A 19851-nucleotide genomic window follows, 5' to 3' on the forward strand; every position below is an offset into this window, starting at 1 on the left:
ACTCCTATATTCCTGAGCCGGAGCGTGATATCGACCAGCCGTTTCTGATGCCGGTTGAGGATGTGTTCTCGATCTCCGGTCGCGGAACGGTAGCGACGGGCCGTGTCGAGCGGGGCGTCATCAAAGTCGGTGAGGAAGTTGAGGTTGTCGGTATCCGCAAGACGCAGAAGACGGTCGTGACGGGCGTCGAGATGTTCCGCAAGCTGCTCGACCAGGGCCAGGCGGGCGACAATATCGGTGCGCTGCTGCGCGGCGTGAAGCGTGACGAGATTGAGCGCGGCCAGGTGTTGGCGAAGCCGGGCTCGATTACCCCGCACACCAAGTTCAAGGCGGAGTGCTATATCTTGAGCAAGGATGAGGGTGGTCGCCACACGCCGTTTTTCAACGGATACCGGCCGCAGTTTTATTTCCGGACGACCGACGTGACGGGAGTAGTGACGTTGTCCGAGGGAGTGGAGATGGTGATGCCGGGCGACAACGTGTCGATCGATGCGGAGTTGATCACCCCGATCGCCATGGACACCGGACTGCGCTTTGCGATCCGTGAAGGCGGCCGTACGGTCGGCGCCGGCGTTATCAGTGAAATCATAGCCTAAGGTCACCTCCGATGATACCTACCGAGAAAATTCGTATACGACTCAAAGCATACGACCATAAGCTGCTCGACCAATCAACGCACGAGATCGTCGATACTGCACGTCGTACCGGTTCCGCCGTGGTTGGACCGATTCCGCTGCCGACATCGACCAAGAAATTCTGTATCCTTCGTTCACCGCACGTGGACAAGAAATCTCGGGAGCAGTTCGAGATGAGAACCCACCGCCGGCTTCTCGATATCCTCGAACCGACCCAGCAGACTATCGATCTGTTGATGAAACTGGAACTCTCAGCCGGCGTAGACGTTGAGATCAAGCTTCCGTAATCAGCAGTAAACGTTAAGCACAGAGAAGCATCGGGTACGATTATGCCAAAGACTATGGGGATTTTGGGCAAAAAACTCGGGATGACCCGCATCTATAACGAGTTGGGAGTGGTCATTCCGGTGACGGTGATACAGGCCGGCCCCTGCACGGTTCTGCAGGTCAAGACGGCCGACAAGGAAGGCTACAACGCCATCCAGGTCGGCTTCGATCCGAAACGGCCGAATCGGGTAACCAAACCGGAAGCGGGACACTGCAAAGCGGCCGGAGCCGACGGGTTTTATCATATCCGCGAATTTCACGTGGATAACCCGGGTGACTACCAGGTCGGTCAGCAGCTCTCGCTGGACGATGTCGTCAAGATCGGCGATCTGGTCGATGTCCAGGGCAAAAGTAAGGGGCGCGGTTTTCAGGGGGTCGTCAAACGGTATGGCTTCAAAGGCGGCCGTGATACCCACGGTTCGATGTTTCACCGTGCTCCGGGATCCATCGGCTGCAGTGCCTGGCCGAGCCGGGTCATCAAGGGCAAACGGTTGCCGGGACGCATGGGCAACGAGACGGTCCTGAAGAAGAGCCTCAAAGTAGTGGACGTTCGGCCGGAAGATCATGTTGTCCTGCTCAAGGGGTCAGTGCCCGGAGCCAAAAATGGTCTGTTGAAGATATTTTCGAGATAAGGCAGCAGCGACCGGCTCAAGGAGAAGATAATGTCGACGGTAGAAGTAAAAAATATCAAGAATGAAAAGGTTGGCGAGATCGAGTTGAACGACCAGATCTTCAATCGAGAGGTCAAGCCATATCTGCTCCACGATGTGGTTCGTCAGCAACGTGCCGCCAAGCGTGCCGGTACTGCCAGTACCAAAGGACGCGGTGAAGTGAAAGGGAGCAGTGCCAAACCGTGGCGCCAGAAAGGCACCGGGCGCGCCCGGGCCGGCAACAAGCGGTCGCCGCTGTGGCGCGGCGGTGGCGTCGTCTTCGGTCCCAAACCGCGTGATTTCAACTTTAAACTAAACCGCAAGGTGCGGCAGCAGGCCATATCGATGGCGATTTCTGCCCGCCTCCAGGAAGGTAATCTGGTCGTGCTCGACGATTTTACCATGGAAGCGATCAAGACCAAGGATTTCGTGACGATCATGGACGTGCTGCAGCTCAATAACGCCCTGATCATTATTGACGGCGATAACGAGGTCCTCAGTAAATCGTCACGCAACGTGCCGGGCTACAAGGTTATGAAAACCGAGGGGCTGAACGTATACGATATTCTCCTGCACGAGAAGTTGGTGCTCCTGCAGCCCGCCATCCCGAGCCTGGAAGAGAGGTTTACGGCATGAAAAACATGTACAGTGTCCTGCAGGGGCCATGTCTGACGGAAAAGGCCAACCTGCAGCAGGAAATGGGCAACAAGGTCGTGTTCAAGGTACATCCCGACGCCAATAAGATCGAGATCAGGAAAGCCGTCGAGAGCATGTTCAAGGTGAAGGTCCGGGACGTAAAAACTGTCTCCATGCCCGGCAAGCAGAAACGGGTCGGCAAGCATTTCGGCCGTACCCAGGACTGGAAAAAAGCCTACGTCACCTTGGCCGAGGGCGAGATCAACTTTGTTGACGAACTGTAGTCAGGACGCTTCGCCGAAACATGCGGCGATCGTTGAAACGAGCTAGCCAACGCAAATATGATGGAGCGATTGGGAAATCATGGCAATAAAGACTTATAAACCAACATCAGCCGGCAAGCGACACCACGTGTCGACCAGGAATCCGGATCTGTCGAATAGCGAGCCTGAACGAAGCCTGGTGGTGAGCCTGAATCGAAGCGGCGGACGTAACAATTACGGGCGGATTACCACGCGGCACCAGGGTGGCGGACACAAGCGAAAGTACCGGATCATCGACTTCAAACGCAACAAGACCGATATCGTTGCCAGGGTGGTGTCGATCGAGTACGACCCGAACCGTTCCGCCAATATTGCCCTGCTCAGCTATCTCGACGGTGAGAAGCAGTACATCCTTGCCCCGGACGGGATTGCCGTCGGCGATCAGGTGGTGGCCGGCGACAAGGTAGATATTCAGCCGGGCAATTGTCTGCCGATGGCCAATATCCCGCTGGGTACGGTGATTCACAACATCGAGATGAAAATCGGTAAAGGTGCCCAACTGGTACGCAGTGCCGGCGCTTCGGCGCAGTTGATGGCCAAAGAGGGCAATTACGTGCTAGTCCGGTTGCCGTCCGGTGAGGTGCGTAAATTCCACAACTTGTGCCGTGCCTGCATCGGCCAGGTCGGTAATCGCGAGCACGAAAGCCAGAAGCTGGGTAAGGCCGGACGCTCCCGGTGGCTCGGCCGGCGACCTTCCGTTCGTGGTGTCGCGATGAACCCGGTCGACCATCCGATGGGCGGTGGCGAAGGAAAGAGTTCCGGCGGACGTCATCCTTGTACGCCATGGGGTCAGCCGACCAAAGGCTATAAGACGAGAGTGAAGAAAGCGTCTGACAAGATGATTGTCAAACGGAGATCATAACAAGGAGTAGATAATGTCTCGCTCAGTTAAAAAAGGACCATTTATCGATGATCATCTGTCAAAAAAGGTGGAAAGCGCCGTTGAGTCCGGTTCCCGAAAGGTGATCAAGACCTGGTCGCGGCGGTCGGACATTGTGCCGGAGATGGTCGGACTCACCTTCGCCGTTCACAACGGCAAGAAATTCGTGCCGGTATTCGTCACCGAGAACATGGTCGGACACAAGCTCGGAGAGTTTTCCCCCACCAGAACGTTCTATGGTCACGCAGCGGACAGGAAGAAAAAATAACGACACTGTTGGTGACACCACGTATTGGGAGTAGACAAGATGGAAGCACGAGCCGTTGGAAAATATATCCGGATATCGCCACAGAAAGCACGTCTGGTGGCCGATGTCGTCCGCGGTATGAACGTCGACAAGGCAATCACGACCTTGAAGTTCATGCCGAAAAAAGGGGCGGCCATTATCCGGCAGGTGATTGAATCCGCCGTGGCCAATGCCACCCAGGACGATCGGGTTGATGTCGATAGTTTGTTTGTCAAAAAGATCGATATCGACGGTGGGCCGTCATTGAAGCGGATCATGCCGCGGGCCCAGGGTAGGGCTACCAGAATTATCAAGCGTACCAGCCACATCACGGTGGTTCTTGACGAGAGTTGAGGAGCGTCCTGATGACGAGCAACGCTGCTGTTGCACACGACACTTTCTCATTAATCAACTACTCAGTTGGAGGGTTATTTTGGGCCAGAAGGTTAATCCAATAGGACTAAGACTGAATATCACCCGTTCGTGGGATTCTATCTGGTACGCGGACAAAGAGTACAGCACGTATCTCATTGAAGATCAGAAGATACGGAAGTACCTGAAAAAACGTCTTTACCATGCCGGACTGTCCAAGGTGACGATAGAACGTACCGGAGAGAAAATCCGGATCAAGCTCTACACCGCACGGCCGGGCATTGTCATCGGCAAGAAGGGAGCGGAGATCGAGACCTTGAAAAAAGATCTCGAAAAGTTTGTCAAGCGTCCGGTGACCCTCGACATCCAGGAGGTTCGGCGACCGGAAGCCGATGCCCAGCTGATCGCTGAAAGCATCGCCTCCCAGCTCGAACGGCGCGTCGCTTTTCGTCGGGCTATGAAAAAGGCTGTCAATTCAGCCCTGCGCTTCGGCGTTCAGGGGATCAAGATATCCTGTTCCGGCAGGCTCGGCGGCGCCGAAATGTCGCGCTGTGAATGGGTTCGGGAAGGCCGGGTGCCGCTGCACACCCTTCGTGCCGACGTTGATTATGCATTGGCCGAGGCCAATACCACCTATGGAATCATTGGCGTCAAAGTCTGGATTTTCCATGGAGAGGTTCTCGAAGAACGGGAACAGGCGAGCAATTGATTGTGACCATGCTGTACTGAGTTTTCAGAGAAGAACTACACGTGGAGTAAGATATGTTAAGTCCGAAGAAGGTAAAACATAGAAAGGTTTTCACAGGCAAACTGCGAGGTACCGCCCAGCGGGGCGCGACCATCGCTTTTGGCGAGTATGCCTTGAAGGCAGTCAGCAGCGGTCGGATGACCGCCCAGCAGATCGAGGCAGCCCGTATCGCCATCAACCGAAAAATCAAACGTGGCGGAAAGGTCTGGATCAGGGTTTTCCCCGATAAGCCGGTAACCAAGAAGCCGGCCGAGACCAGGATGGGTAAAGGTAAGGGAAGCCCGGAATTCTGGGTTGCACCTGTCAAACCCGGCAAGATCCTTTATGAATTGTCCGGCGTTACCGAAGAACTGGCGGTGCGTGCCCTGACGCTGGCCGGCAATAAACTGCCGTTTGCCACCAAGGTTATTTCCAAGAGGAGTCTCGTATGAAAGCCGAAGATGTACGAAAAATGTCCGTCGAGGAACGCGCCAAGAAGGAAAAGGAGCTGCGAGAGGAACTCGGCAACCTGGCTTTCCAGCACAAGCTCCGTCCTCTGGAAGATACGTCGCGCCTGCGGAAAGTTAAAAAAGACATTGCCCGTATCATGACGATTAGCAACCAAAAACAAGCGAATTGACGGAACGTTTGGGACATTTATACAAATGATGATTTCGCGCCTCAACCTCTTTAATTGACATTATGAGCGAACAAAACAAAGCACGAAAAACCAGGACCGGTTCCGTTGTCAGCAATGGCATGGAAAAGACAGTGGTAGTCCGCGTTGAACGCAAATTTCGGCATAAGCTCTACGGCAAATATGTCAAAACAAGCGTCAAGTACCTTGCCGACGACCCGGGGAATCAATGCAATATCGGGGATCTCGTCCTCATAGAGGAATGTCGCCCGTTGAGCAAAAAGAAGCGTTGGCGGGTTAAAACCATACTTCAACAGGCGGAATAACGTTTGCGGCTCGTTGGTGGCTGAGACGAGCCAGGGCTGATAGAGATCAGGTGACATTATGATACAAACCGAAACAATACTCAATGTTGCCGACAACTCCGGCGCGCGGAAGGTCTTGTGCATCAGGGTTCTCGGCGGCACGAAGAAGAGATATGCCGGCATCGGCGATGTCATCGTCGTATCGGTGAAGGAAGCGATTCCCCATGCGAAGGTGAAGAAGGGCGATGTGATGACAGCGGTTATCGTTCGTACCAAAAAAGAGATGAACCGAATGGACGATACCTGGGTGAAGTTTGATGAGAACGCGGCGGTCTTGCTTTCCAACGCCGGTGAACCGATTGGTACTCGTATCTTCGGACCGGTTGCTCGGGAGCTGAGAAACCGGGGATTCATGAAGATCGTCTCCCTCGCTCCAGAAGTGCTTTGATGATAATTCGCCGCATGACACAGCAAGGATAGGTACAACAATGAGAAAAGGCAGAACATACCTGAAGGCGAACGATCAGGTGGAAGTGATCGCCGGAAAAGACAAGGGACGGGTTGGCAAGGTGCTCAAAGTGTTTCCTGCCAGCGACAAGGCCACGGTGGAGCGGATCAACATGATCAAGCGACATACCAAACCCCGTGATGCCAGTCAGCAAGGGCAGATTGTCGAGCGTGAGGCCCCGATACATGTATCCAATCTACAGATGATCTGTCCCGAATGCACGCAGACCGGTCGGATCGGCAAGAAGATACTGGAAGATGGCACAAAGGTTCGTTACTGCAAGAAATGCGGTGAATCGATCGAAAGCAAATAACAGGTCGCCAACGAGGGTCACGTCAGGAGTTACACATGGGTGCACTTAAGGACTTTTATAATACGGAATGCGTTCCGGCACTGAAAGAACAGTTCGGTTATACGAACCTGCTGCAGGTGCCGAAACTAGAGAAGATCGTACTGAACATGGGGCTGGGTGAAGCGGTCCAGAACCCGAAAATCGTGGAAAGTGCGGCGCAGGAATTGAGCATGATCGCCGGACAGAAGGCGGTTATTACCAAGGCGAAACGATCGATTGCCGGCTTCAAGTTGAGAGAAGGGATGCCGATCGGTTGCCGGGTGACCTTGCGTGGTGACCGGATGTACGATTTTTTCAGTAAACTGGTCAATATCGCACTGCCCCGGGTTCGTGACTTTCGCGGCGTATCGCCGAAAGGGTTCGACGGTCGCGGCAACTATTCACTGGGAGTCAAGGAAGAGATCATCTTCCCCGAGATCGATTACGACAAAATCGATAAGATCAAAGGGTTGAACATATCCATCGTGACCAGCGCCGAGAGCAACGAAGAAGGACGCTCCCTGCTGACCCTGATGGGCATGCCGTTCAGGAAATAATGAGCGCCCCGCAAGGTCTCCGGTTAGCGGCTTTTTCCGAAGAATCGTCGGCGAGGCAGGATGTAATGCAGCGGAGGACTGGCGGATGCGTCGGACTATCAATGAGACAACAGCGTATTCATATCGGATGAGTGGAGGTTGGTTTGGCTAAGAAATCGATGATTGCGAGGGCGCAACGAAAACCCAAGTTCAAGGTTCGGCAACATAACCGATGCCCTCTTTGTGGCCGGCCACGAGCGTTTATCAGGAAGTTCGGCGTCTGCCGGCTCTGCTTCAGGTCGTTGGCCTCGAAGGGCGAAATTACAGGTGTGACCAAATCGAGCTGGTAGCAGCGAAGACTATACCGCTGATTAGTCAAACGATTGATTCATAGAAGGAGTTTTCGCTATGTCGATGAGCGATCCCCTGGCAGACATGCTGACCAGGATACGAAATGCAGTAATGGTGAAGTATGACACGGTGCGGATGCCGAAGTCAAACATCAAGGTTAATGTGGCCAAAGTGCTCGAAGATGAGGGTTATATCGTCGGGTACCAAGTCTCCGACGAGGGCCCGCAGGGCACGTTGACCATCAATCTGAAGTACGGGCCGAACGGTGAACCGGTTATCACCGGCCTCAAGCGTGTCAGCAAACCCGGTTTGCGCCAGTACGCCAAGGCCGGCGATGTCCCGACCGTCATGAACGGTCTGGGGGTTGCCATCGTCTCCACCTCAAAGGGAATAATTACCGACCGGGCCGCACGTAAATTGAACACCGGTGGTGAGATACTGTGCCAGGTGTGGTAACACCGGTTCGTAACGGAGGAAGAAATGTCTCGAATTGGAAAAATGCCGATACCGGTGCCTGCGGGTGTCACGGTTGAGATCAAGGGGCAGGATATCTCGGTATCCGGCAAAAAAGGCACCTTGAATCGGACCGTTCACCCGGAAGTATCGCTGGTTCTGGAGGATGGGGCCATACTCGTCGACGGCAAACAGAAAAGCAGAAACATCTCGGCGTTTCGCGGGTTGACTCGGTCGCTGGTCAATAATATGGTGGTTGGCGTCGCCGAAGGGTTCAAGAAAGTGCTCGTCGTCGAGGGCGTCGGTTATCGGGCCAGCATGGCCGGGAATAATCTGTCGCTCAGCGTTGGCTATTCCAACCCGGTCGAATTTGCTCTGCCGGAAGGTGTAACCGGCAACATTGAAGGTAATACGAAAATTGTCCTCGAATCGATTGACAAAGAAACGCTCGGCTTGACTGCCGCCAAGATTCGTGCAATTCGGAAACCGGAGCCTTACAAGGGTAAGGGGATCCGTTACGAAGACGAACGGATCGTTCGCAAGGCCGGCAAGACCGGAGCGAAATAAGGGTAGTATCTGACAGATCATTTTTACTGGTTGAGACAATCACGATGGCTAAGACAAATCCCAGTACGGTAGCGCGCTTGAAGCGGGCAAAACGGATTCGCACCAAGGTGGTCGGCACGAGCGAACGGCCGCGCCTCAGCGTTTTCAAGAGCAGCAAGCATATTTATGCCCAGATCATCGACGATAGCGCCGGAACGACATTGGTTTCCATGTCGACAAAGGAAAAATCGTTCGAACCAGCTGAAGAAAAAGGGAAAATCGCAGCCGCCAAAAAAGTGGGCGTGATCATTGCCGAACGGGCCAAAGCCGCCGGTATCAGCAAGGTGGTGTTCGACCGCGGCGGCTATATCTACCACGGTCGTATCAAGGCTCTGTCCGATGGCGCCCGTGAAGGCGGATTGGATTTTTAACTCGTAACATAGGGGGTGTTCCTTGTCTGAGTTTAAGCGTTCCAAAGGTGAAATGGCTGAGGAACTGATTGAAAAAATAGTTTATATCAACCGAGTTGCCAAAGTTGTCAAAGGCGGGCGGCGCTTTAGTTTCAGTGCCATCGTGGTCGTCGGTGACGGAAACGGCAAAGTCGGTTACGGTCTGGGCAAAGCCAACCAGGTCCCCGAAGCGATTCGTAAGGGAATAGAAAAGGCTCGTCGGGACATGGAAACGATCGCACTGAGTGACGTGTCGATCCCGCATGAGATCGTCGGCAAATACGGAGCCGGCAAGGTATTGCTCAAGCCCGCTTCGGAAGGTACCGGTGTGATCGCCGGCGGACCGGTACGAGCCGTTCTCGAGGCTGCCGGTGTCGGCAACATTCTGACCAAGTGCCTGGGATCACATAATCCGCACAATATGGTCAAGGCGACGCTGGACGGTTTGCGGCGGCTGAGAAGCCCGCGGGTCATTGCCGAATTGCGCGGGAAAACCGTCGAGGAACTGGCATTGTCCTGAACAGGCCCCAGACGGTCAGCGCCTCGCTGAGCGGTATGAGATCATTATTTTCAAACGAGAAACGGTGAAGTCCCATGGCTGACACAATTACCTTCACATTGGTCAAGAGTGAGATCGGCAGTACGCAGAAGATTCGCGCGACACTGACCGGACTCGGCTTGACCAAACTGAATAAAACCATCACGCGCAAGGATACCCCGGAGATTCGGGGGATGCTCGCCAAAGTAGCGCATCTTGTCCGTGTCGAGGAGGCTTAAATGTTGACTCTTGCAAACCTTGCCCCGCAGGAAGGTTCCCGAAAACCGAAGAAACGCGTTGGACGCGGCCCCGGGTCCGGTCATGGCAAGACCTCTGGCCGAGGACACAAAGGAGCCAAGGCCCGTTCCGGTTATCAATCGAAACCGGGCTTCGAAGGCGGTCAGATGCCGCTGCAGCGGCGGCTGCCGAAACGAGGCTTCAACAATATTTTCCGCAAACAATATGAAATCATCGGCCTGGGTCAGCTCGATGCCTTCGAGGCAGGACAGGAAATCAGCACCGAGACGCTGGTTGCCGCCGGTCTGGCCAAAGCCGGCAATGGTGTGAAGATTCTTGCCAACGGTGAAATCAGCAAGGCACTGACGGTGAAAGTTGAAAAGGTGAGCGGCACCGCTCGCGAACTGATCGAAAAGGCCGGTGGCACTGTTGTCGAAACTGCCGTATCGGGGCAACAAGGCTGAACTTTATTTGCGATTGACCGTCAGTCCGTATTTTTCCCGTCCTCAGTCATTGCCGGCGCAGCCGCTGGAACGGCCGACCGGCCGGAAGGACGGGAAAACGGCTGTTTCGGATTCATATAGATTGACCGGCTCTGCTCGGGCCGAATCGATTGTAACGCCAAGGACGTGCCCATGAGTGGATTTCAAAGAGCGGCGCAAATTCCCGAACTGAGAAGGAGACTGCTGTTCACGCTGATCATGCTGGCGGTATATCGGATCGGCGTCCAGGTGCCTACGCCGGGCATCAACAGTGAAGCCCTGAGCGCCTTTTTCCAGCAGCATGCCGGCACCCTGTTCGGTATGTTCAATATGTTTTCCGGCGGGGCGTTGGAGAATTTCTCCATTTTCGCGTTGGGAATCATGCCCTATATCAGCGCATCGATTATCATGCAGCTGCTGACGGTGGTTATCCCGCAGCTGGAGACGCTGAAAAAGGAAGGTGAGGCCGGCAGGCGAAAGATCACCCAGTATACGCGTTATGGCACGGTGGTGCTTTCTGTCATCCAGGGCTCGTTCATCGCCGCGGGACTCGAGGGAATGACCGGGGTCAACGGCGAGATGATCGTTCTCGATCCGGGGGTCCAGTTCAAGCTGATGACCATTATTACGCTGACGTCCGGCACCGCGTTCCTGATGTGGCTCGGTGAGCAGATGACCGAGCGCGGCGTCGGCAACGGTATATCGCTGATCATTTTCGCCGGTATCGTGGCCAGTGGACCGTCTGCCCTGATCAACTTCGTTGAACTGGTGCGGGCCGGTGAGATCCAACTGTTCTTCGTGCCATTCATCATCGCCATGATGCTCGCCGTTGTCGGACTGATCGTCTTTGTAGAAACCGCCCAGCGACGGATTCCGATCCAGTACGCCAAGCGGGTCGTCGGCCGGCGGGTTTATGGCGGTCAGAGTTCGCACCTGCCGCTGAAGATCAACGTATCCGGCGTTATCCCACCGATTTTTGCCTCTTCGATCATGATGTTTCCGGCAACCATCGGCAGCTTCGTCCAGGTTGACTGGGTCCAGCGCGCTTCGGCGGCCATGTCTCCGGGAACGGTTTATTACTATATCTGCTTTATCGTGCTGATCGTATTCTTCTGCTTCTTCTACGCTGCCGTACAGTTCAAACCGGAAGACGTGGCCGAGAACCTGCGCAAGAACGGTGGTTTCATCCCTGGTATCCGGCCGGGCAAACGCACTGCTGAGTTCATCGACAAGGCGTTGACCAGACTGACCGTCCTTGGCGCTATTTATCTCAGCGCGGTCTGCGTCATGCCGACTATTCTGATTGAGCGGTTGAGCCTGCCCTTTTACTTCGGCGGTACCGCCTTGCTGATCATTGTCGGTGTGGCCATCGACACCATCTCCCAGATCGAATCGCACCTGGTCATGAGAAATTATGAAGGATTCATGAAACAGGGCAGGATCAAGGGCAGGAGATAATCGGTGTTCTCCCGCGCGCAAGCTCCGGCCGGCAAATCGATTACCCTGAAGAGCCGTGACGAGATCGAGATCATGGCGGAGGCCAACCGGATCGTTGCCGAAGTACTGGTGATGATGCAAAAGTCGGTTGAACCGGGTATCAGCACCTGGGAACTTGACCAAATGGCTGAGGAATTATGCTCCAAACGGCAGGCGGTGCCGGCTTTTAAAGGCTACCGCGGGTTTCCCGGAAGTTTGTGCGTATCGATCAACGAAGAAGTGGTGCATGGCATCCCGTCGCGGAAACGGAAACTGAAGAAAGGCGATATCATTTCCGTTGATTTCGGCACGTTTTACAAAGGTTATTATGGAGACTCGGCGGTTACTATCCCTGTCGGCCGCATTGATGCGTTAAAAAGCAAGCTGCTGCAGGTAACCGAGGAATCGCTGAGCAAGGCGATTGAGAAGGTGCAGGTCGGCAACCGAATCGCCGATATTTCCGCCGCCGTTCAGGATTGGGTCGAACGGCACGGTTTTTCCGTTGTCAGGCAGTTTGTCGGCCACGGCATCGGCAGCGAACTCCATGAGGGTCCGGAAATCCCGAACTTTCTGCAAAACGGGGCAACGCCACGTTTGTTGGAAGGGATGGTGCTGGCTATCGAGCCGATGGTCAACATCGGCACCCACCAGGTCAAGGTGTTGCGCGACGGCTGGACCGTGATCACCGCCGATCATAAGGCATCGGCGCATTTTGAGCACTCGATTGCGGTAACGGCGGACGGTCCGTTGGTTCTCAGTTCCCGGGAGGAATTGAGCTGATTTAAGTAAATAGTGCTTCTCAATATCGTATTTTTGTATTATAGTAGACAGCTTTTGAATGCACACTGACATTCAGGACACTTTATGGCCAAGGAAGAAGCGATCGAGGTAGAGGGAACGATTATTGAACCGTTGCCGAATGCCATGTTCCGGGTAGAACTGGACAATGGCCATCGGGTGCTGGCTCATATTTCCGGGAAGATGCGCATGCATTTTATCAAGATATTGCCCGGTGATCGAGTGACAATTGAGCTTTCACCGTATGACTTGACACGCGGCCGGGTAACATTCAGGGCGAAAAACGCCAGGAAGAAATAGGGGCAGGATCATGAAAGTGCGCTCATCGGTAAAAAAAATCTGCAGTGACTGCAAAGTCTTTAAGAGAAACGGCATCGTCCGTGTCTCCTGTAAGACTAAAAAACACAATCAAAAGCAGGGATAGCCGTCTATCCAGGAATTTATGATATACCCGGAGTCGCTCCGCAGACGGCCCATGGCCGTAAGTAGCCCCATCGAATCGATACGGGGACAGAGGGACTTCGGGCCTGTCAACTACAGTAAAGGAGATATGCCTTGGCACGTATAGCAGGAGTTGACCTTCCGAAAAACAAACATATGGATCGGGCGCTCACCTATATTTACGGGATCGGTCTGACTACGGCACGCAAAATTCTCGATGCGGTCGATTTGCCCTATACGATGAACAGTGACGATCTGAGTGGAGAAGATGTCAATCGTATCCGCAAGGTGATTGAGAGTGATTTCGTTGTAGAAGGTGATCGACGTCGTGAAATATCGATGGATATCAAGCGGTTGATGGACCTTGGCTGCTATCGCGGACGGCGTCACCGGCTCGGGTTGCCGGTTCGCGGTCAGAAAACCAAGACCAATGCCAGGACACGAAAAGGGCCCCGTCGCGGTGCCGCACGTCGCAAATAGTCTTCATAACCAGATAGGTACGAAAGAATGGCAGCTGCAAAAAAGACTGAGGCTCGGACCAAGCGTAAAGTTAAAAAGAACGTTCCGGAAGGAGTCGTTCACATTTACTCGACATTCAACAATACCATCGTTACCATCTCCGACAAGCAGGGGAACGTGGTATCCTGGTGCAGCGCCGGTGTGCTTGGCTTCAAAGGGTCGCGCAAGAGCACTCCGTTTGCCGCCCAGAATGCCGTGTCCGACGCCACCAAGAAGGCGACCGATCAGGGCATGAGAAAAGTTGAGGTGAAAGTGAAAGGGCCCGGACCCGGGCGAGAAGCGGCTCTGCGCGCGCTCGTCAATGCCGGACTCGAAGTGACACGTATTTACGACGTCACGCCTATTCCCCATAATGGCTGCAAACCTCCCAAACGACGCCGCGTCTAGGGCTGCGGGAGTTTATTGGAGCGGGTAGAGATAGCTTAATCAACGGAGGCGAAAGTTGGCTAGAGATACAGGTGCGGCATGTCGACGCTGCAGGCGCGAAGGAATCAAGCTCTTCCTGAAGGGAGACCGCTGCTATTCCGACAAATGTTCTTTCGAGCGTCGGGCTTATGCGCCCGGGCAGCACGGACAGGCTCGTTTCAAAAAGCAATCCGATTACGCCGGGCAGCTGCGTGAAAAGCAGAAAGTCAAGAGCATGTACGGCATGCTTGAAGGGCAGTTTCGCCAGTACTTCAAGAAAGCTGATCAGCAAAAAGGTGTTACCGGTGAAAACCTTCTCATCATGCTGGAGAGACGGTTGGACAATGCCATTTTCCGGATGGGCTTTGCCTCTTCCCGGAACCAGGCCAGGCAACTGGTGCGCCACAAGCATATTCTGGTAAACGGTAAAAAAGTCAACATTCCGTCTTTTCAAATCTCTGTCGGCGACGAAATCAGCATCAAAGAAAAGAGCCGGGCCAATCCATTGATCAACGAGAGCCTCGATGCGGTAGAGCGGCGCGGCGTCCCGAGTTGGATCGAAATCGATCGAGCAGCCTACAAGTCGACGATTAAGGCCATGCCGAACAGGGAAGAACTGACCATGCCGATTCAGGAGCAACTCATCGTCGAGCTGTACTCCAAGTAACAGGCACAGACTGATCGTTATGACGGACTGCCGGGCGGGGATTATTCCGACGGGCAGTCCGTTGTCATCGAGCGGGGAGCAAACGGCATTTCATCTTGTGAAAGAACATCTCTCACCGTTGATCTGCCGTCTGGTTTTTGCCGCTTAACACTATAAATAAGGGATGATATGACTCACGCTGCCGACGAGAACATACCTTTCTACCGGAACTGGCACGAGCTTATTAAGCCTGAAAAGCTTGAAATAGAGAAAGACAGTCGCACGAACTCGTTCGCCAAGATTGTCTGCCAGCCTCTCGAGCGCGGATTTGCGACGACCATCGGCAATTCCCTGAGGCGCATCCTGCTTTCCTCGATCCAGGGTGCGGCGATAACCACGGTAAAGATAGACGGTGCGCTGCACGAATTCACCACGCTCAAAGACGTGATGGAAGATGTCAGCGAAATCATCCTCAATATCAAGCAGATCAGACTGAAACTCAATTCCGACCAGGCGCGGAAAATCGTTATCGAAAAGCAGGGACCCGGCGAAGTCAAAGCCGGAGACATCAAACCGTCGCCGTATATCGATATCATGAACCCGGAGCAATTGATTTGCACGTTGAACGGGGACACCGCCTTCAGAGCCGAAATGACGGTCTCCTGGGGCAAGGGATACCAGCCGGCCGAGCGGCAGGACAAGGAGGAGTTGGTCATCGGTCAGATACCGATCGATGCCATTTTTTCACCGATCCGCCGGATCCAATATACCGTCGCCAAGGCCAGGGTTGGTCAACAGACCGACTATGACAAGCTGACCATGGAGATCGAGACGGACGGTAGTGTGACACCTGAGGATGCCTTGGCGTTTGCCGCCAAGATCATGAAGGATCAGATGAGCATCTTCATCAATTTCAACGAGGATGTCGCCGAACCGGATATCGATCCGAGCAGCGAGAAAACGGATGAACCGCTCAACCCATATCTCGATAAACCGGTAGAGGACCTCGAGCTTTCCGTTCGTTCAGCCAATTGTCTGAAAAATGCCGAAATCTATTTTATCGGAGATCTCGCCCAGAAGACCGATCAGGAAATGCTCAAGACCAAGAATTTCGGGCGCAAATCGCTCAATGAGATCAAAACCCTGCTGGCGGAAATGGGACTGACGCTCGGTATGAAATTCGATAACTGGGTTCGACCGTCCATCCCCGAGAAGAAAAAGGATTGAACTTGCCCGGTATCATGCGGGTGAAGAGGAAAGCAAGCGGCTGGCCGCATAGTGGTTTCGCACGATAATCAGTTGAGGTACACATTATGAGACACGCAAAATCCGGCAGAAAACTGGGACGGACCAGTTCGCATCGAGAAGCCATGTTCCGGAATATGGTGACGTCGCTGTTCGAACATGAACGGATCGTTACCACCGAGCACAAGGCGAAAGAGTTGCGGCCGATCGCCGAAAAGATGATCACGTTGGCCAAACGCGGTGACCTGCATGCCAGGCGTCAGGCACTGAGTTACATGCGCAGTAAAAATGTGGTGGCCAAGCTCTTCGATCAGATCAAAGACCAGTTTGCCGACCGGAACGGCGGCTATACCCGAATCATCCGTACCGGTGTCCGAGCCGGTGATGCCGCGCCGATGGCAATCATCGAACTGGTCGGTTACCAGGAGGACCTCGGAGAGGCCGAAGCGCAAAACTGACCGGTACCGCAGAGATGGAGAAAAGCTGACATGAACCCTGGTTTGTGTCAGCTTTTTGCGTTTAACCAGCGCTCTATCCCCGGTTGGTCGACGCTGGTCGGCCCCACAACCAGAGTGATTTGCCGTGACTGAAGAAACATCCTTTCCCGACGGCATGGTGCCGCTTGAGGATCAACCGTTCAGGTTTCGCTGTCATCCCGGTGTCGCCTGTTTCACTATGTGCTGTCGTAACGTCGATCTCGACCTCTACCCATACGATATCGTCCGTTTAAAGAATTCACTCGGGCTGGATTCCCTCAGCTTTCTCGAGACCCACACCCGCCTGCATCAGGGTGATAATAATTATTTTCCAACCGTTAAGTTGCAACTCGTCGCCGCCGGGTCGGAGTGGGTCTGCCCGTTTCTCTCCCAGCAGGGATGTAGCGTTTATCGCGACCGACCGACCGGCTGTCGCACCTATCCGCTGGAACGAGCGGTAGCGCGGACGCAGCAGCGCAGGGGGGGGCGGCGTGACTGGTATTTTATCAAGCATCATGATTACTGTCTCGGGCATCGCGAAGAGGACGAGCAGACCGTACAGCACTGGCTGCGAAGCCAGCGCCTCGAGCCGTACAACATGATGAATGACCTCTGGGCCGGGATCGATACCCTGCTCGCCAGCAACCCGTTCAAAGGAGAAGGGAGCGGTGGTCCGCGACAGCAACTCACCTTTCAGGCCTGCTACGACATGGATGGCTTTCGACGCTACGCCGATCAGAACCGTCTGCTCGAGGGCTATCCGCTGGATCGTGATCGACGTCGCCGGATCAGGCGCAGCGATGAGGAATTGTTGAAGTTCGCCTTTGAGTGGCTGCAGTCCGCCATTCTCTGATATGCCTGGTGGGAATGGTCGCTCGGATTGGCGGATTCGCCGGTGACGACCCATTTGCCGACACGGAGGTCAGGCCGACGAGGTGCTTGCAAATTATCAGTGGTCGTGGTAAAAGAAAATGTTTTGCGCCGGGTTGATAATACGTCGCTTCGAGTGATCACCCGCGCGCTTTGGCAACCGTAGTTCAAAACACACATCTCCGACAGTTCTGGTGTCAGCGTGCGACTGTGTCGATCTGCTGATCAATGGAGATGGAGGAAACAACCAGAAAGGAGACCATTCATGGCACGAGCAAGCGTAAAAGAGATGTTGCAGGCCGGCCTGCATTTTGGCCATCAGACCAGGCGCTGGAACCCGAAGATGAAACCGTACATCTACGGTCCGCGAAATGGCATCTATATCATCAATCTCGACCTGACCAGGCGGTTGTTCGAACGAGCCTGCGATTTTGTCCAGAACGAGGTGGCCAAGGGTGGCACCCTGCTCTTTGTTGGTACCAAGCGCCAGGCCCAGGCCATCATTCGGGAGGAAGCGCGTCGGTGCGGCATGTACTACGTCGACCATCGCTGGCTCGGCGGCATGCTTACCAATTTCCAGACGATCAAGACGAGCATCGAGCGCCTCAAAAGTATCGAATCGATGCAGGCCGACGGCTCGATCAACAAATTCCCGAAAAAAGAGATTCTGAAGATGGAAAAAGAACGGGTCAAACTGGAGCGTAACGTCGGCGGTATCAAAGACATGCGCGGACTGCCCAGTGCCCTGTTCGTCGTTGACCCGAAGGCCGAGACCATCGCCGTCAACGAGGCGCGAAAACTGCACATTCCGATCATCGCCATTACCGATACCAACTGCGATCCCGACGGTATCGATTACTTAATTCCCGGTAATGATGATGCGATCAAGGCGATCAAACTAGTCAATAACTATATTGCCGAGGCAGTGCTGCAAGGTCAGGCCATGCGTGACGGCGACCAAGCCAGTGATGCGGCCATGGAAGCGGCAATGGCCGATGCGTCCGGCGAGCTTGAGAAAAGCGAAGATACGGTGGAGCAAAACGCCGAATAATTTACGCACCTCAATGCGTCGTTCAACGGCGGCGCGAGCATGAGTTTTGACAAAGGGGCGGTCATCTGACAGCCCCTTTTCACTATAGACAAAGCGGCAAACGGTTTAGCGGGGACGGAATTTGGCGAACAGATGACCGCCCCGAGCCGGCTGTCCGGGAAGCGTCGGCAACAGTGGTTGCCGACGTCCGGGCCGAAAATCCCAATGACCAGCGAATTCTCAACGGAGGAATAATATGAAAGTTACCAGCCAGATGGTGAAAGAATTGCGGGACAAAACGAGCGCCGGCATGATGGACTGCAAGAAAGCGCTCAATGAAACCGACGGTGACATGGAAAAAGCCGTCGATCTGTTGCGCCAGAAAGGATTGGCAGTGGCCGCCAAGCGCGCCGGCCGAGCTACATCGGAAGGGGTAATCGAAACATACATTCATGCCGGCGGAAAACTTGGCGTGATGATCGAACTCAACTGCGAAACCGATTTCGTCGCCAAAACCGACCAGTTCAAGGAACTGGCTCGCGATCTGGCCATGCATATTGCGGCTACCAATCCGGTCTCCATCGACCGCGAGAGTGTTCCGGAAGATGTTTTGGCCAGGGAAAAGGCGATTTACGTCCAGCAGGCCCTTGAATCCGGTAAGCCCGAGAACATTGTCGAAAAAATCGTGGCCGGCAAGGTCGACAAATTTCTCGCCGAGATTTGCTTGCTGGAACAGAAGTATGTGAAGAATCCGGATCTGAGCATTCAAGATCTCCTGACCGACTGTGTCGGTAAAATGGGAGAGAATATCTCTATCAAGCGCTTCTCCCGTTTCCAGATCGGTGTCGAGTAACCGTGGTTTTGCGGATCGTTTCTTAAAAACGATTGCCCATCGTCATCGGCCGGCTCGCGCCGTCTCGTCGCTGATCCGGTAACCGTCCCGTCAACCAGGGGAGTAACTGCATCATGGAGCTTGTCTATCAGCGTGTCTTATTGAAGGTGAGCGGGGAAGCTCTGATGGGAAACGACGCCTACGGGATCAATACCACCGTTCTCGATTTCGTTGCCGGCGAAATCAAAGAAGTCGTTCGTCTCGGAGTGCAGGTCGGCCTGGTGATCGGCGCCGGCAATATTTTCCGGGGTGTTGCCGGAGCCAGCAAGGGCATGGATCGGGCCACCGCCGACAACATGGGGATGCTCGCTACGGTGATGAACAGCTTGGCTATGCAGGATGCGCTGGAACGTATCGAGGTCGATACCCGTGTCCAGTCGGCTATTCCGATGCAATCGATCTGCGAACCGTATATCCGCAGACGGGCGGTCAGACACCTGGAAAAAGGGCGCACGGTCATTTTTGCCGCCGGGACCGGCAACCCCTATTTTACCACCGATTCCGCCGGCGTACTGCGCGCCCTTGAAATTGACGCCGATGTGATTATCAAAGCCACCAAGGTCGATGGCGTCTACGATAAGGACCCGGTCAACAATGCCGATGCCATTAAATACCAGCGCCTCACCTACGAAGATGTGCTGAGCAAGGGGCTCAGGGTCATGGATGCCGCCGGTATCGCCTTGGCCAAGGAAGATGAGAAGCCGATCCTGGTCATGAATATGACGGTTGCCGGAAATATCAGAAAGGCCGTGCTCGGTGAGGAAGTCGGCACCGTGATCCATAGCTGACCGGTCACTGGAGCATTGCCAAACAAAAGGGGAGTTTGAGGAATTTGGAATTTCGC

Annotated in this window: 35 protein-coding genes; all 35 read left to right on the plus strand. The window is 54.3% G+C overall.

All coding sequences use genetic code 11. From position 1 onward, the window contains the following. A partial coding sequence (locus BUC26_RS17935; RefSeq protein ID WP_244155898.1) for an EF-Tu C-terminal domain-related protein occupies positions 1–596 on the plus strand: 596 nt, incomplete at its 5' end. A gap of 14 nt (positions 597–610) precedes the next feature. After that, on the plus strand, positions 611–922 hold the full coding sequence (gene rpsJ, locus BUC26_RS17940; RefSeq protein ID WP_244155900.1) for a 30S ribosomal protein S10: 312 nt from the start codon (positions 611–613) through the stop codon (positions 920–922). A gap of 42 nt (positions 923–964) precedes the next feature. Then, on the plus strand, positions 965–1594 hold the full coding sequence (gene rplC / locus BUC26_RS17945) for a 50S ribosomal protein L3 (RefSeq protein ID WP_073378263.1): 630 nt from the start codon (positions 965–967) through the stop codon (positions 1592–1594). 30 nt (positions 1595–1624) lie between these two features. After that, on the plus strand, positions 1625–2248 hold the full coding sequence (gene rplD, locus BUC26_RS17950) for a 50S ribosomal protein L4 (protein WP_073378265.1): 624 nt from the start codon (positions 1625–1627) through the stop codon (positions 2246–2248). Next, positions 2245–2532: a 50S ribosomal protein L23 gene (locus BUC26_RS17955; RefSeq protein ID WP_073378267.1), complete on the plus strand. Its 288-nt coding sequence runs from the start codon at positions 2245–2247 to the stop codon at positions 2530–2532. Before rplD ends, BUC26_RS17955 begins: the two co-directional genes overlap by 4 nt. A gap of 79 nt (positions 2533–2611) precedes the next feature. Then, positions 2612–3433 carry a 50S ribosomal protein L2 gene (rplB, locus tag BUC26_RS17960; protein ID WP_073378269.1) on the plus strand — a complete coding sequence of 274 codons (822 nt, stop codon included), beginning with the start codon at positions 2612–2614 and terminating at the stop codon, positions 3431–3433. A 13-nt stretch (positions 3434–3446) separates the two neighbouring features. Continuing rightward, a complete protein-coding gene (gene rpsS / locus BUC26_RS17965; protein ID WP_073378271.1) occupies positions 3447–3719 on the plus strand; it encodes a 30S ribosomal protein S19 in 273 nt (90 codons plus the stop codon). Positions 3720–3758: 39 nt separating this feature from the next. After that, the gene (gene rplV / locus BUC26_RS17970; RefSeq protein ID WP_073378371.1) at positions 3759–4091 is read left to right on the plus strand and encodes a 50S ribosomal protein L22; all 333 of its coding nucleotides are present in this window, start codon (positions 3759–3761) and stop codon (positions 4089–4091) included. A 79-nt stretch (positions 4092–4170) separates the two neighbouring features. After that, positions 4171–4818 (plus strand): 30S ribosomal protein S3, encoded by a 648-nt coding sequence (gene rpsC, locus BUC26_RS17975; RefSeq protein ID WP_073378273.1) that lies wholly within the window; start codon positions 4171–4173, stop codon positions 4816–4818. A gap of 53 nt (positions 4819–4871) precedes the next feature. After that, positions 4872–5288 (plus strand): 50S ribosomal protein L16, encoded by a 417-nt coding sequence (gene rplP, locus BUC26_RS17980; RefSeq protein ID WP_073378275.1) that lies wholly within the window; start codon positions 4872–4874, stop codon positions 5286–5288. Then, a complete protein-coding gene (gene rpmC / locus BUC26_RS17985) occupies positions 5285–5476 on the plus strand; it encodes a 50S ribosomal protein L29 (protein ID WP_073378277.1) in 192 nt (63 codons plus the stop codon). Before rplP ends, rpmC begins: the two co-directional genes overlap by 4 nt. A 62-nt stretch (positions 5477–5538) precedes the next feature. Further along, positions 5539–5799, plus strand: a complete 261-nt coding sequence (gene rpsQ / locus BUC26_RS17990; RefSeq protein ID WP_073378279.1) for a 30S ribosomal protein S17 — start codon at positions 5539–5541, stop codon at positions 5797–5799. 58 nt (positions 5800–5857) lie between these two features. Continuing rightward, a complete protein-coding gene (gene rplN, locus BUC26_RS17995) occupies positions 5858–6226 on the plus strand; it encodes a 50S ribosomal protein L14 (RefSeq protein ID WP_073378281.1) in 369 nt (122 codons plus the stop codon). A 40-nt stretch (positions 6227–6266) separates the two neighbouring features. Continuing rightward, positions 6267–6599: a 50S ribosomal protein L24 gene (rplX, locus tag BUC26_RS18000; RefSeq protein WP_073378283.1), complete on the plus strand. Its 333-nt coding sequence runs from the start codon at positions 6267–6269 to the stop codon at positions 6597–6599. A 35-nt stretch (positions 6600–6634) separates the two neighbouring features. After that, on the plus strand, positions 6635–7174 hold the full coding sequence (rplE, locus tag BUC26_RS18005) for a 50S ribosomal protein L5 (RefSeq protein ID WP_073378286.1): 540 nt from the start codon (positions 6635–6637) through the stop codon (positions 7172–7174). A 143-nt stretch (positions 7175–7317) separates the two neighbouring features. Further along, a complete protein-coding gene (locus BUC26_RS18010; RefSeq protein ID WP_073378288.1) occupies positions 7318–7503 on the plus strand; it encodes a type Z 30S ribosomal protein S14 in 186 nt (61 codons plus the stop codon). A gap of 58 nt (positions 7504–7561) precedes the next feature. Continuing rightward, the gene (rpsH, locus tag BUC26_RS18015; RefSeq protein ID WP_073378290.1) at positions 7562–7960 is read left to right on the plus strand and encodes a 30S ribosomal protein S8; all 399 of its coding nucleotides are present in this window, start codon (positions 7562–7564) and stop codon (positions 7958–7960) included. Positions 7961–7984: 24 nt separating this feature from the next. Next, positions 7985–8524 carry a 50S ribosomal protein L6 gene (rplF, locus tag BUC26_RS18020; protein ID WP_073378291.1) on the plus strand — a complete coding sequence of 180 codons (540 nt, stop codon included), beginning with the start codon at positions 7985–7987 and terminating at the stop codon, positions 8522–8524. A 44-nt stretch (positions 8525–8568) separates the two neighbouring features. Next, positions 8569–8934, plus strand: coding sequence for a 50S ribosomal protein L18 (gene rplR, locus BUC26_RS18025; protein ID WP_073378293.1), 366 nt, complete (start codon positions 8569–8571; stop codon positions 8932–8934). Positions 8935–8986: 52 nt separating this feature from the next. Beyond that, positions 8987–9472 carry a 30S ribosomal protein S5 gene (gene rpsE, locus BUC26_RS18030; protein WP_143166066.1) on the plus strand — a complete coding sequence of 162 codons (486 nt, stop codon included), beginning with the start codon at positions 8987–8989 and terminating at the stop codon, positions 9470–9472. Between the two features lie 74 nt (positions 9473–9546). Continuing rightward, positions 9547–9729 carry a 50S ribosomal protein L30 gene (rpmD, locus tag BUC26_RS18035; RefSeq protein WP_073378297.1) on the plus strand — a complete coding sequence of 61 codons (183 nt, stop codon included), beginning with the start codon at positions 9547–9549 and terminating at the stop codon, positions 9727–9729. Between the two features lie 3 nt (positions 9730–9732). After that, entirely contained in the window at positions 9733–10191 is a 459-nt protein-coding gene (rplO, locus tag BUC26_RS18040; protein WP_073378373.1) for a 50S ribosomal protein L15, read from the plus strand. 171 nt (positions 10192–10362) lie between these two features. Then, on the plus strand, positions 10363–11667 hold the full coding sequence (gene secY, locus BUC26_RS18045) for a preprotein translocase subunit SecY (protein ID WP_073378299.1): 1305 nt from the start codon (positions 10363–10365) through the stop codon (positions 11665–11667). A gap of 3 nt (positions 11668–11670) precedes the next feature. Further along, complete coding sequence (map, locus tag BUC26_RS18050; RefSeq protein ID WP_073378301.1) at positions 11671–12465, plus strand: type I methionyl aminopeptidase; 795 nt, start codon at positions 11671–11673, stop codon at positions 12463–12465. A gap of 84 nt (positions 12466–12549) precedes the next feature. Next, on the plus strand, positions 12550–12783 hold the full coding sequence (gene infA / locus BUC26_RS18055) for a translation initiation factor IF-1 (protein ID WP_073378303.1): 234 nt from the start codon (positions 12550–12552) through the stop codon (positions 12781–12783). A 10-nt stretch (positions 12784–12793) separates the two neighbouring features. Next, entirely contained in the window at positions 12794–12907 is a 114-nt protein-coding gene (gene rpmJ, locus BUC26_RS18060; protein WP_073378305.1) for a 50S ribosomal protein L36, read from the plus strand. A gap of 131 nt (positions 12908–13038) precedes the next feature. Further along, complete coding sequence (rpsM, locus tag BUC26_RS18065; protein WP_073378307.1) at positions 13039–13404, plus strand: 30S ribosomal protein S13; 366 nt, start codon at positions 13039–13041, stop codon at positions 13402–13404. 27 nt (positions 13405–13431) lie between these two features. Next, positions 13432–13830 carry a 30S ribosomal protein S11 gene (rpsK, locus tag BUC26_RS18070; RefSeq protein WP_073378309.1) on the plus strand — a complete coding sequence of 133 codons (399 nt, stop codon included), beginning with the start codon at positions 13432–13434 and terminating at the stop codon, positions 13828–13830. A 55-nt stretch (positions 13831–13885) separates the two neighbouring features. Continuing rightward, complete coding sequence (rpsD, locus tag BUC26_RS18075) at positions 13886–14515, plus strand: 30S ribosomal protein S4 (protein ID WP_073378311.1); 630 nt, start codon at positions 13886–13888, stop codon at positions 14513–14515. A gap of 168 nt (positions 14516–14683) precedes the next feature. Further along, the gene (locus tag BUC26_RS18080; RefSeq protein ID WP_073378313.1) at positions 14684–15721 is read left to right on the plus strand and encodes a DNA-directed RNA polymerase subunit alpha; all 1038 of its coding nucleotides are present in this window, start codon (positions 14684–14686) and stop codon (positions 15719–15721) included. Between the two features lie 86 nt (positions 15722–15807). After that, the gene (gene rplQ, locus BUC26_RS18085) at positions 15808–16197 is read left to right on the plus strand and encodes a 50S ribosomal protein L17 (protein ID WP_073378315.1); all 390 of its coding nucleotides are present in this window, start codon (positions 15808–15810) and stop codon (positions 16195–16197) included. A gap of 124 nt (positions 16198–16321) precedes the next feature. Beyond that, positions 16322–17068 carry a YkgJ family cysteine cluster protein gene (locus BUC26_RS18090; RefSeq protein WP_244155899.1) on the plus strand — a complete coding sequence of 249 codons (747 nt, stop codon included), beginning with the start codon at positions 16322–16324 and terminating at the stop codon, positions 17066–17068. 282 nt (positions 17069–17350) lie between these two features. Beyond that, positions 17351–18136, plus strand: coding sequence for a 30S ribosomal protein S2 (gene rpsB / locus BUC26_RS18095; RefSeq protein WP_073378316.1), 786 nt, complete (start codon positions 17351–17353; stop codon positions 18134–18136). A gap of 235 nt (positions 18137–18371) precedes the next feature. Further along, positions 18372–18968, plus strand: coding sequence for a translation elongation factor Ts (gene tsf, locus BUC26_RS18100; protein ID WP_073378318.1), 597 nt, complete (start codon positions 18372–18374; stop codon positions 18966–18968). 113 nt (positions 18969–19081) lie between these two features. Beyond that, positions 19082–19795 carry a UMP kinase gene (gene pyrH, locus BUC26_RS18105; protein WP_073378319.1) on the plus strand — a complete coding sequence of 238 codons (714 nt, stop codon included), beginning with the start codon at positions 19082–19084 and terminating at the stop codon, positions 19793–19795. The last annotated feature ends 56 nt before the right edge of the window (positions 19796–19851 follow it).

The organism is Desulfofustis glycolicus DSM 9705 (genome assembly GCF_900130015.1).
Lineage (GTDB): Bacteria > Desulfobacterota > Desulfobulbia > Desulfobulbales > Desulfocapsaceae > Desulfofustis > Desulfofustis glycolicus.

What these genes read in the sequence shown, in the direction of transcription:
- rplC (WP_073378263.1), top strand. Translation starts at nt 965, where the DNA reads ATGCCAAAGACTATGGGGATTTTGGGCAAAAAACTCGGGATGACCCGC.
- rplD (WP_073378265.1), top strand. Translation starts at nt 1,625, where the DNA reads ATGTCGACGGTAGAAGTAAAAAATATCAAGAATGAAAAGGTTGGCGAG.
- BUC26_RS17955 (WP_073378267.1), top strand. Translation starts at nt 2,245, where the DNA reads ATGAAAAACATGTACAGTGTCCTGCAGGGGCCATGTCTGACGGAAAAG.
- rplB (WP_073378269.1), top strand. Translation starts at nt 2,612, where the DNA reads ATGGCAATAAAGACTTATAAACCAACATCAGCCGGCAAGCGACACCAC.
- rpsS (WP_073378271.1), top strand. Translation starts at nt 3,447, where the DNA reads ATGTCTCGCTCAGTTAAAAAAGGACCATTTATCGATGATCATCTGTCA.
- rplV (WP_073378371.1), top strand. Translation starts at nt 3,759, where the DNA reads ATGGAAGCACGAGCCGTTGGAAAATATATCCGGATATCGCCACAGAAA.
- rplP (WP_073378275.1), top strand. Translation starts at nt 4,872, where the DNA reads ATGTTAAGTCCGAAGAAGGTAAAACATAGAAAGGTTTTCACAGGCAAA.
- rpmC (WP_073378277.1), top strand. Translation starts at nt 5,285, where the DNA reads ATGAAAGCCGAAGATGTACGAAAAATGTCCGTCGAGGAACGCGCCAAG.
- rpsQ (WP_073378279.1), top strand. Translation starts at nt 5,539, where the DNA reads ATGAGCGAACAAAACAAAGCACGAAAAACCAGGACCGGTTCCGTTGTC.
- rplN (WP_073378281.1), top strand. Translation starts at nt 5,858, where the DNA reads ATGATACAAACCGAAACAATACTCAATGTTGCCGACAACTCCGGCGCG.
- rplX (WP_073378283.1), top strand. Translation starts at nt 6,267, where the DNA reads ATGAGAAAAGGCAGAACATACCTGAAGGCGAACGATCAGGTGGAAGTG.
- rplE (WP_073378286.1), top strand. Translation starts at nt 6,635, where the DNA reads ATGGGTGCACTTAAGGACTTTTATAATACGGAATGCGTTCCGGCACTG.
- rpsH (WP_073378290.1), top strand. Translation starts at nt 7,562, where the DNA reads ATGTCGATGAGCGATCCCCTGGCAGACATGCTGACCAGGATACGAAAT.
- rplF (WP_073378291.1), top strand. Translation starts at nt 7,985, where the DNA reads ATGTCTCGAATTGGAAAAATGCCGATACCGGTGCCTGCGGGTGTCACG.
- rplR (WP_073378293.1), top strand. Translation starts at nt 8,569, where the DNA reads ATGGCTAAGACAAATCCCAGTACGGTAGCGCGCTTGAAGCGGGCAAAA.
- rpsE (WP_143166066.1), top strand. Translation starts at nt 8,987, where the DNA reads ATGGCTGAGGAACTGATTGAAAAAATAGTTTATATCAACCGAGTTGCC.
- rpmD (WP_073378297.1), top strand. Translation starts at nt 9,547, where the DNA reads ATGGCTGACACAATTACCTTCACATTGGTCAAGAGTGAGATCGGCAGT.
- secY (WP_073378299.1), top strand. Translation starts at nt 10,363, where the DNA reads ATGAGTGGATTTCAAAGAGCGGCGCAAATTCCCGAACTGAGAAGGAGA.
- infA (WP_073378303.1), top strand. Translation starts at nt 12,550, where the DNA reads ATGGCCAAGGAAGAAGCGATCGAGGTAGAGGGAACGATTATTGAACCG.
- rpmJ (WP_073378305.1), top strand. Translation starts at nt 12,794, where the DNA reads ATGAAAGTGCGCTCATCGGTAAAAAAAATCTGCAGTGACTGCAAAGTC.
- rpsK (WP_073378309.1), top strand. Translation starts at nt 13,432, where the DNA reads ATGGCAGCTGCAAAAAAGACTGAGGCTCGGACCAAGCGTAAAGTTAAA.
- BUC26_RS18080 (WP_073378313.1), top strand. Translation starts at nt 14,684, where the DNA reads ATGACTCACGCTGCCGACGAGAACATACCTTTCTACCGGAACTGGCAC.
- rplQ (WP_073378315.1), top strand. Translation starts at nt 15,808, where the DNA reads ATGAGACACGCAAAATCCGGCAGAAAACTGGGACGGACCAGTTCGCAT.
- rpsB (WP_073378316.1), top strand. Translation starts at nt 17,351, where the DNA reads ATGGCACGAGCAAGCGTAAAAGAGATGTTGCAGGCCGGCCTGCATTTT.
- tsf (WP_073378318.1), top strand. Translation starts at nt 18,372, where the DNA reads ATGAAAGTTACCAGCCAGATGGTGAAAGAATTGCGGGACAAAACGAGC.
- pyrH (WP_073378319.1), top strand. Translation starts at nt 19,082, where the DNA reads ATGGAGCTTGTCTATCAGCGTGTCTTATTGAAGGTGAGCGGGGAAGCT.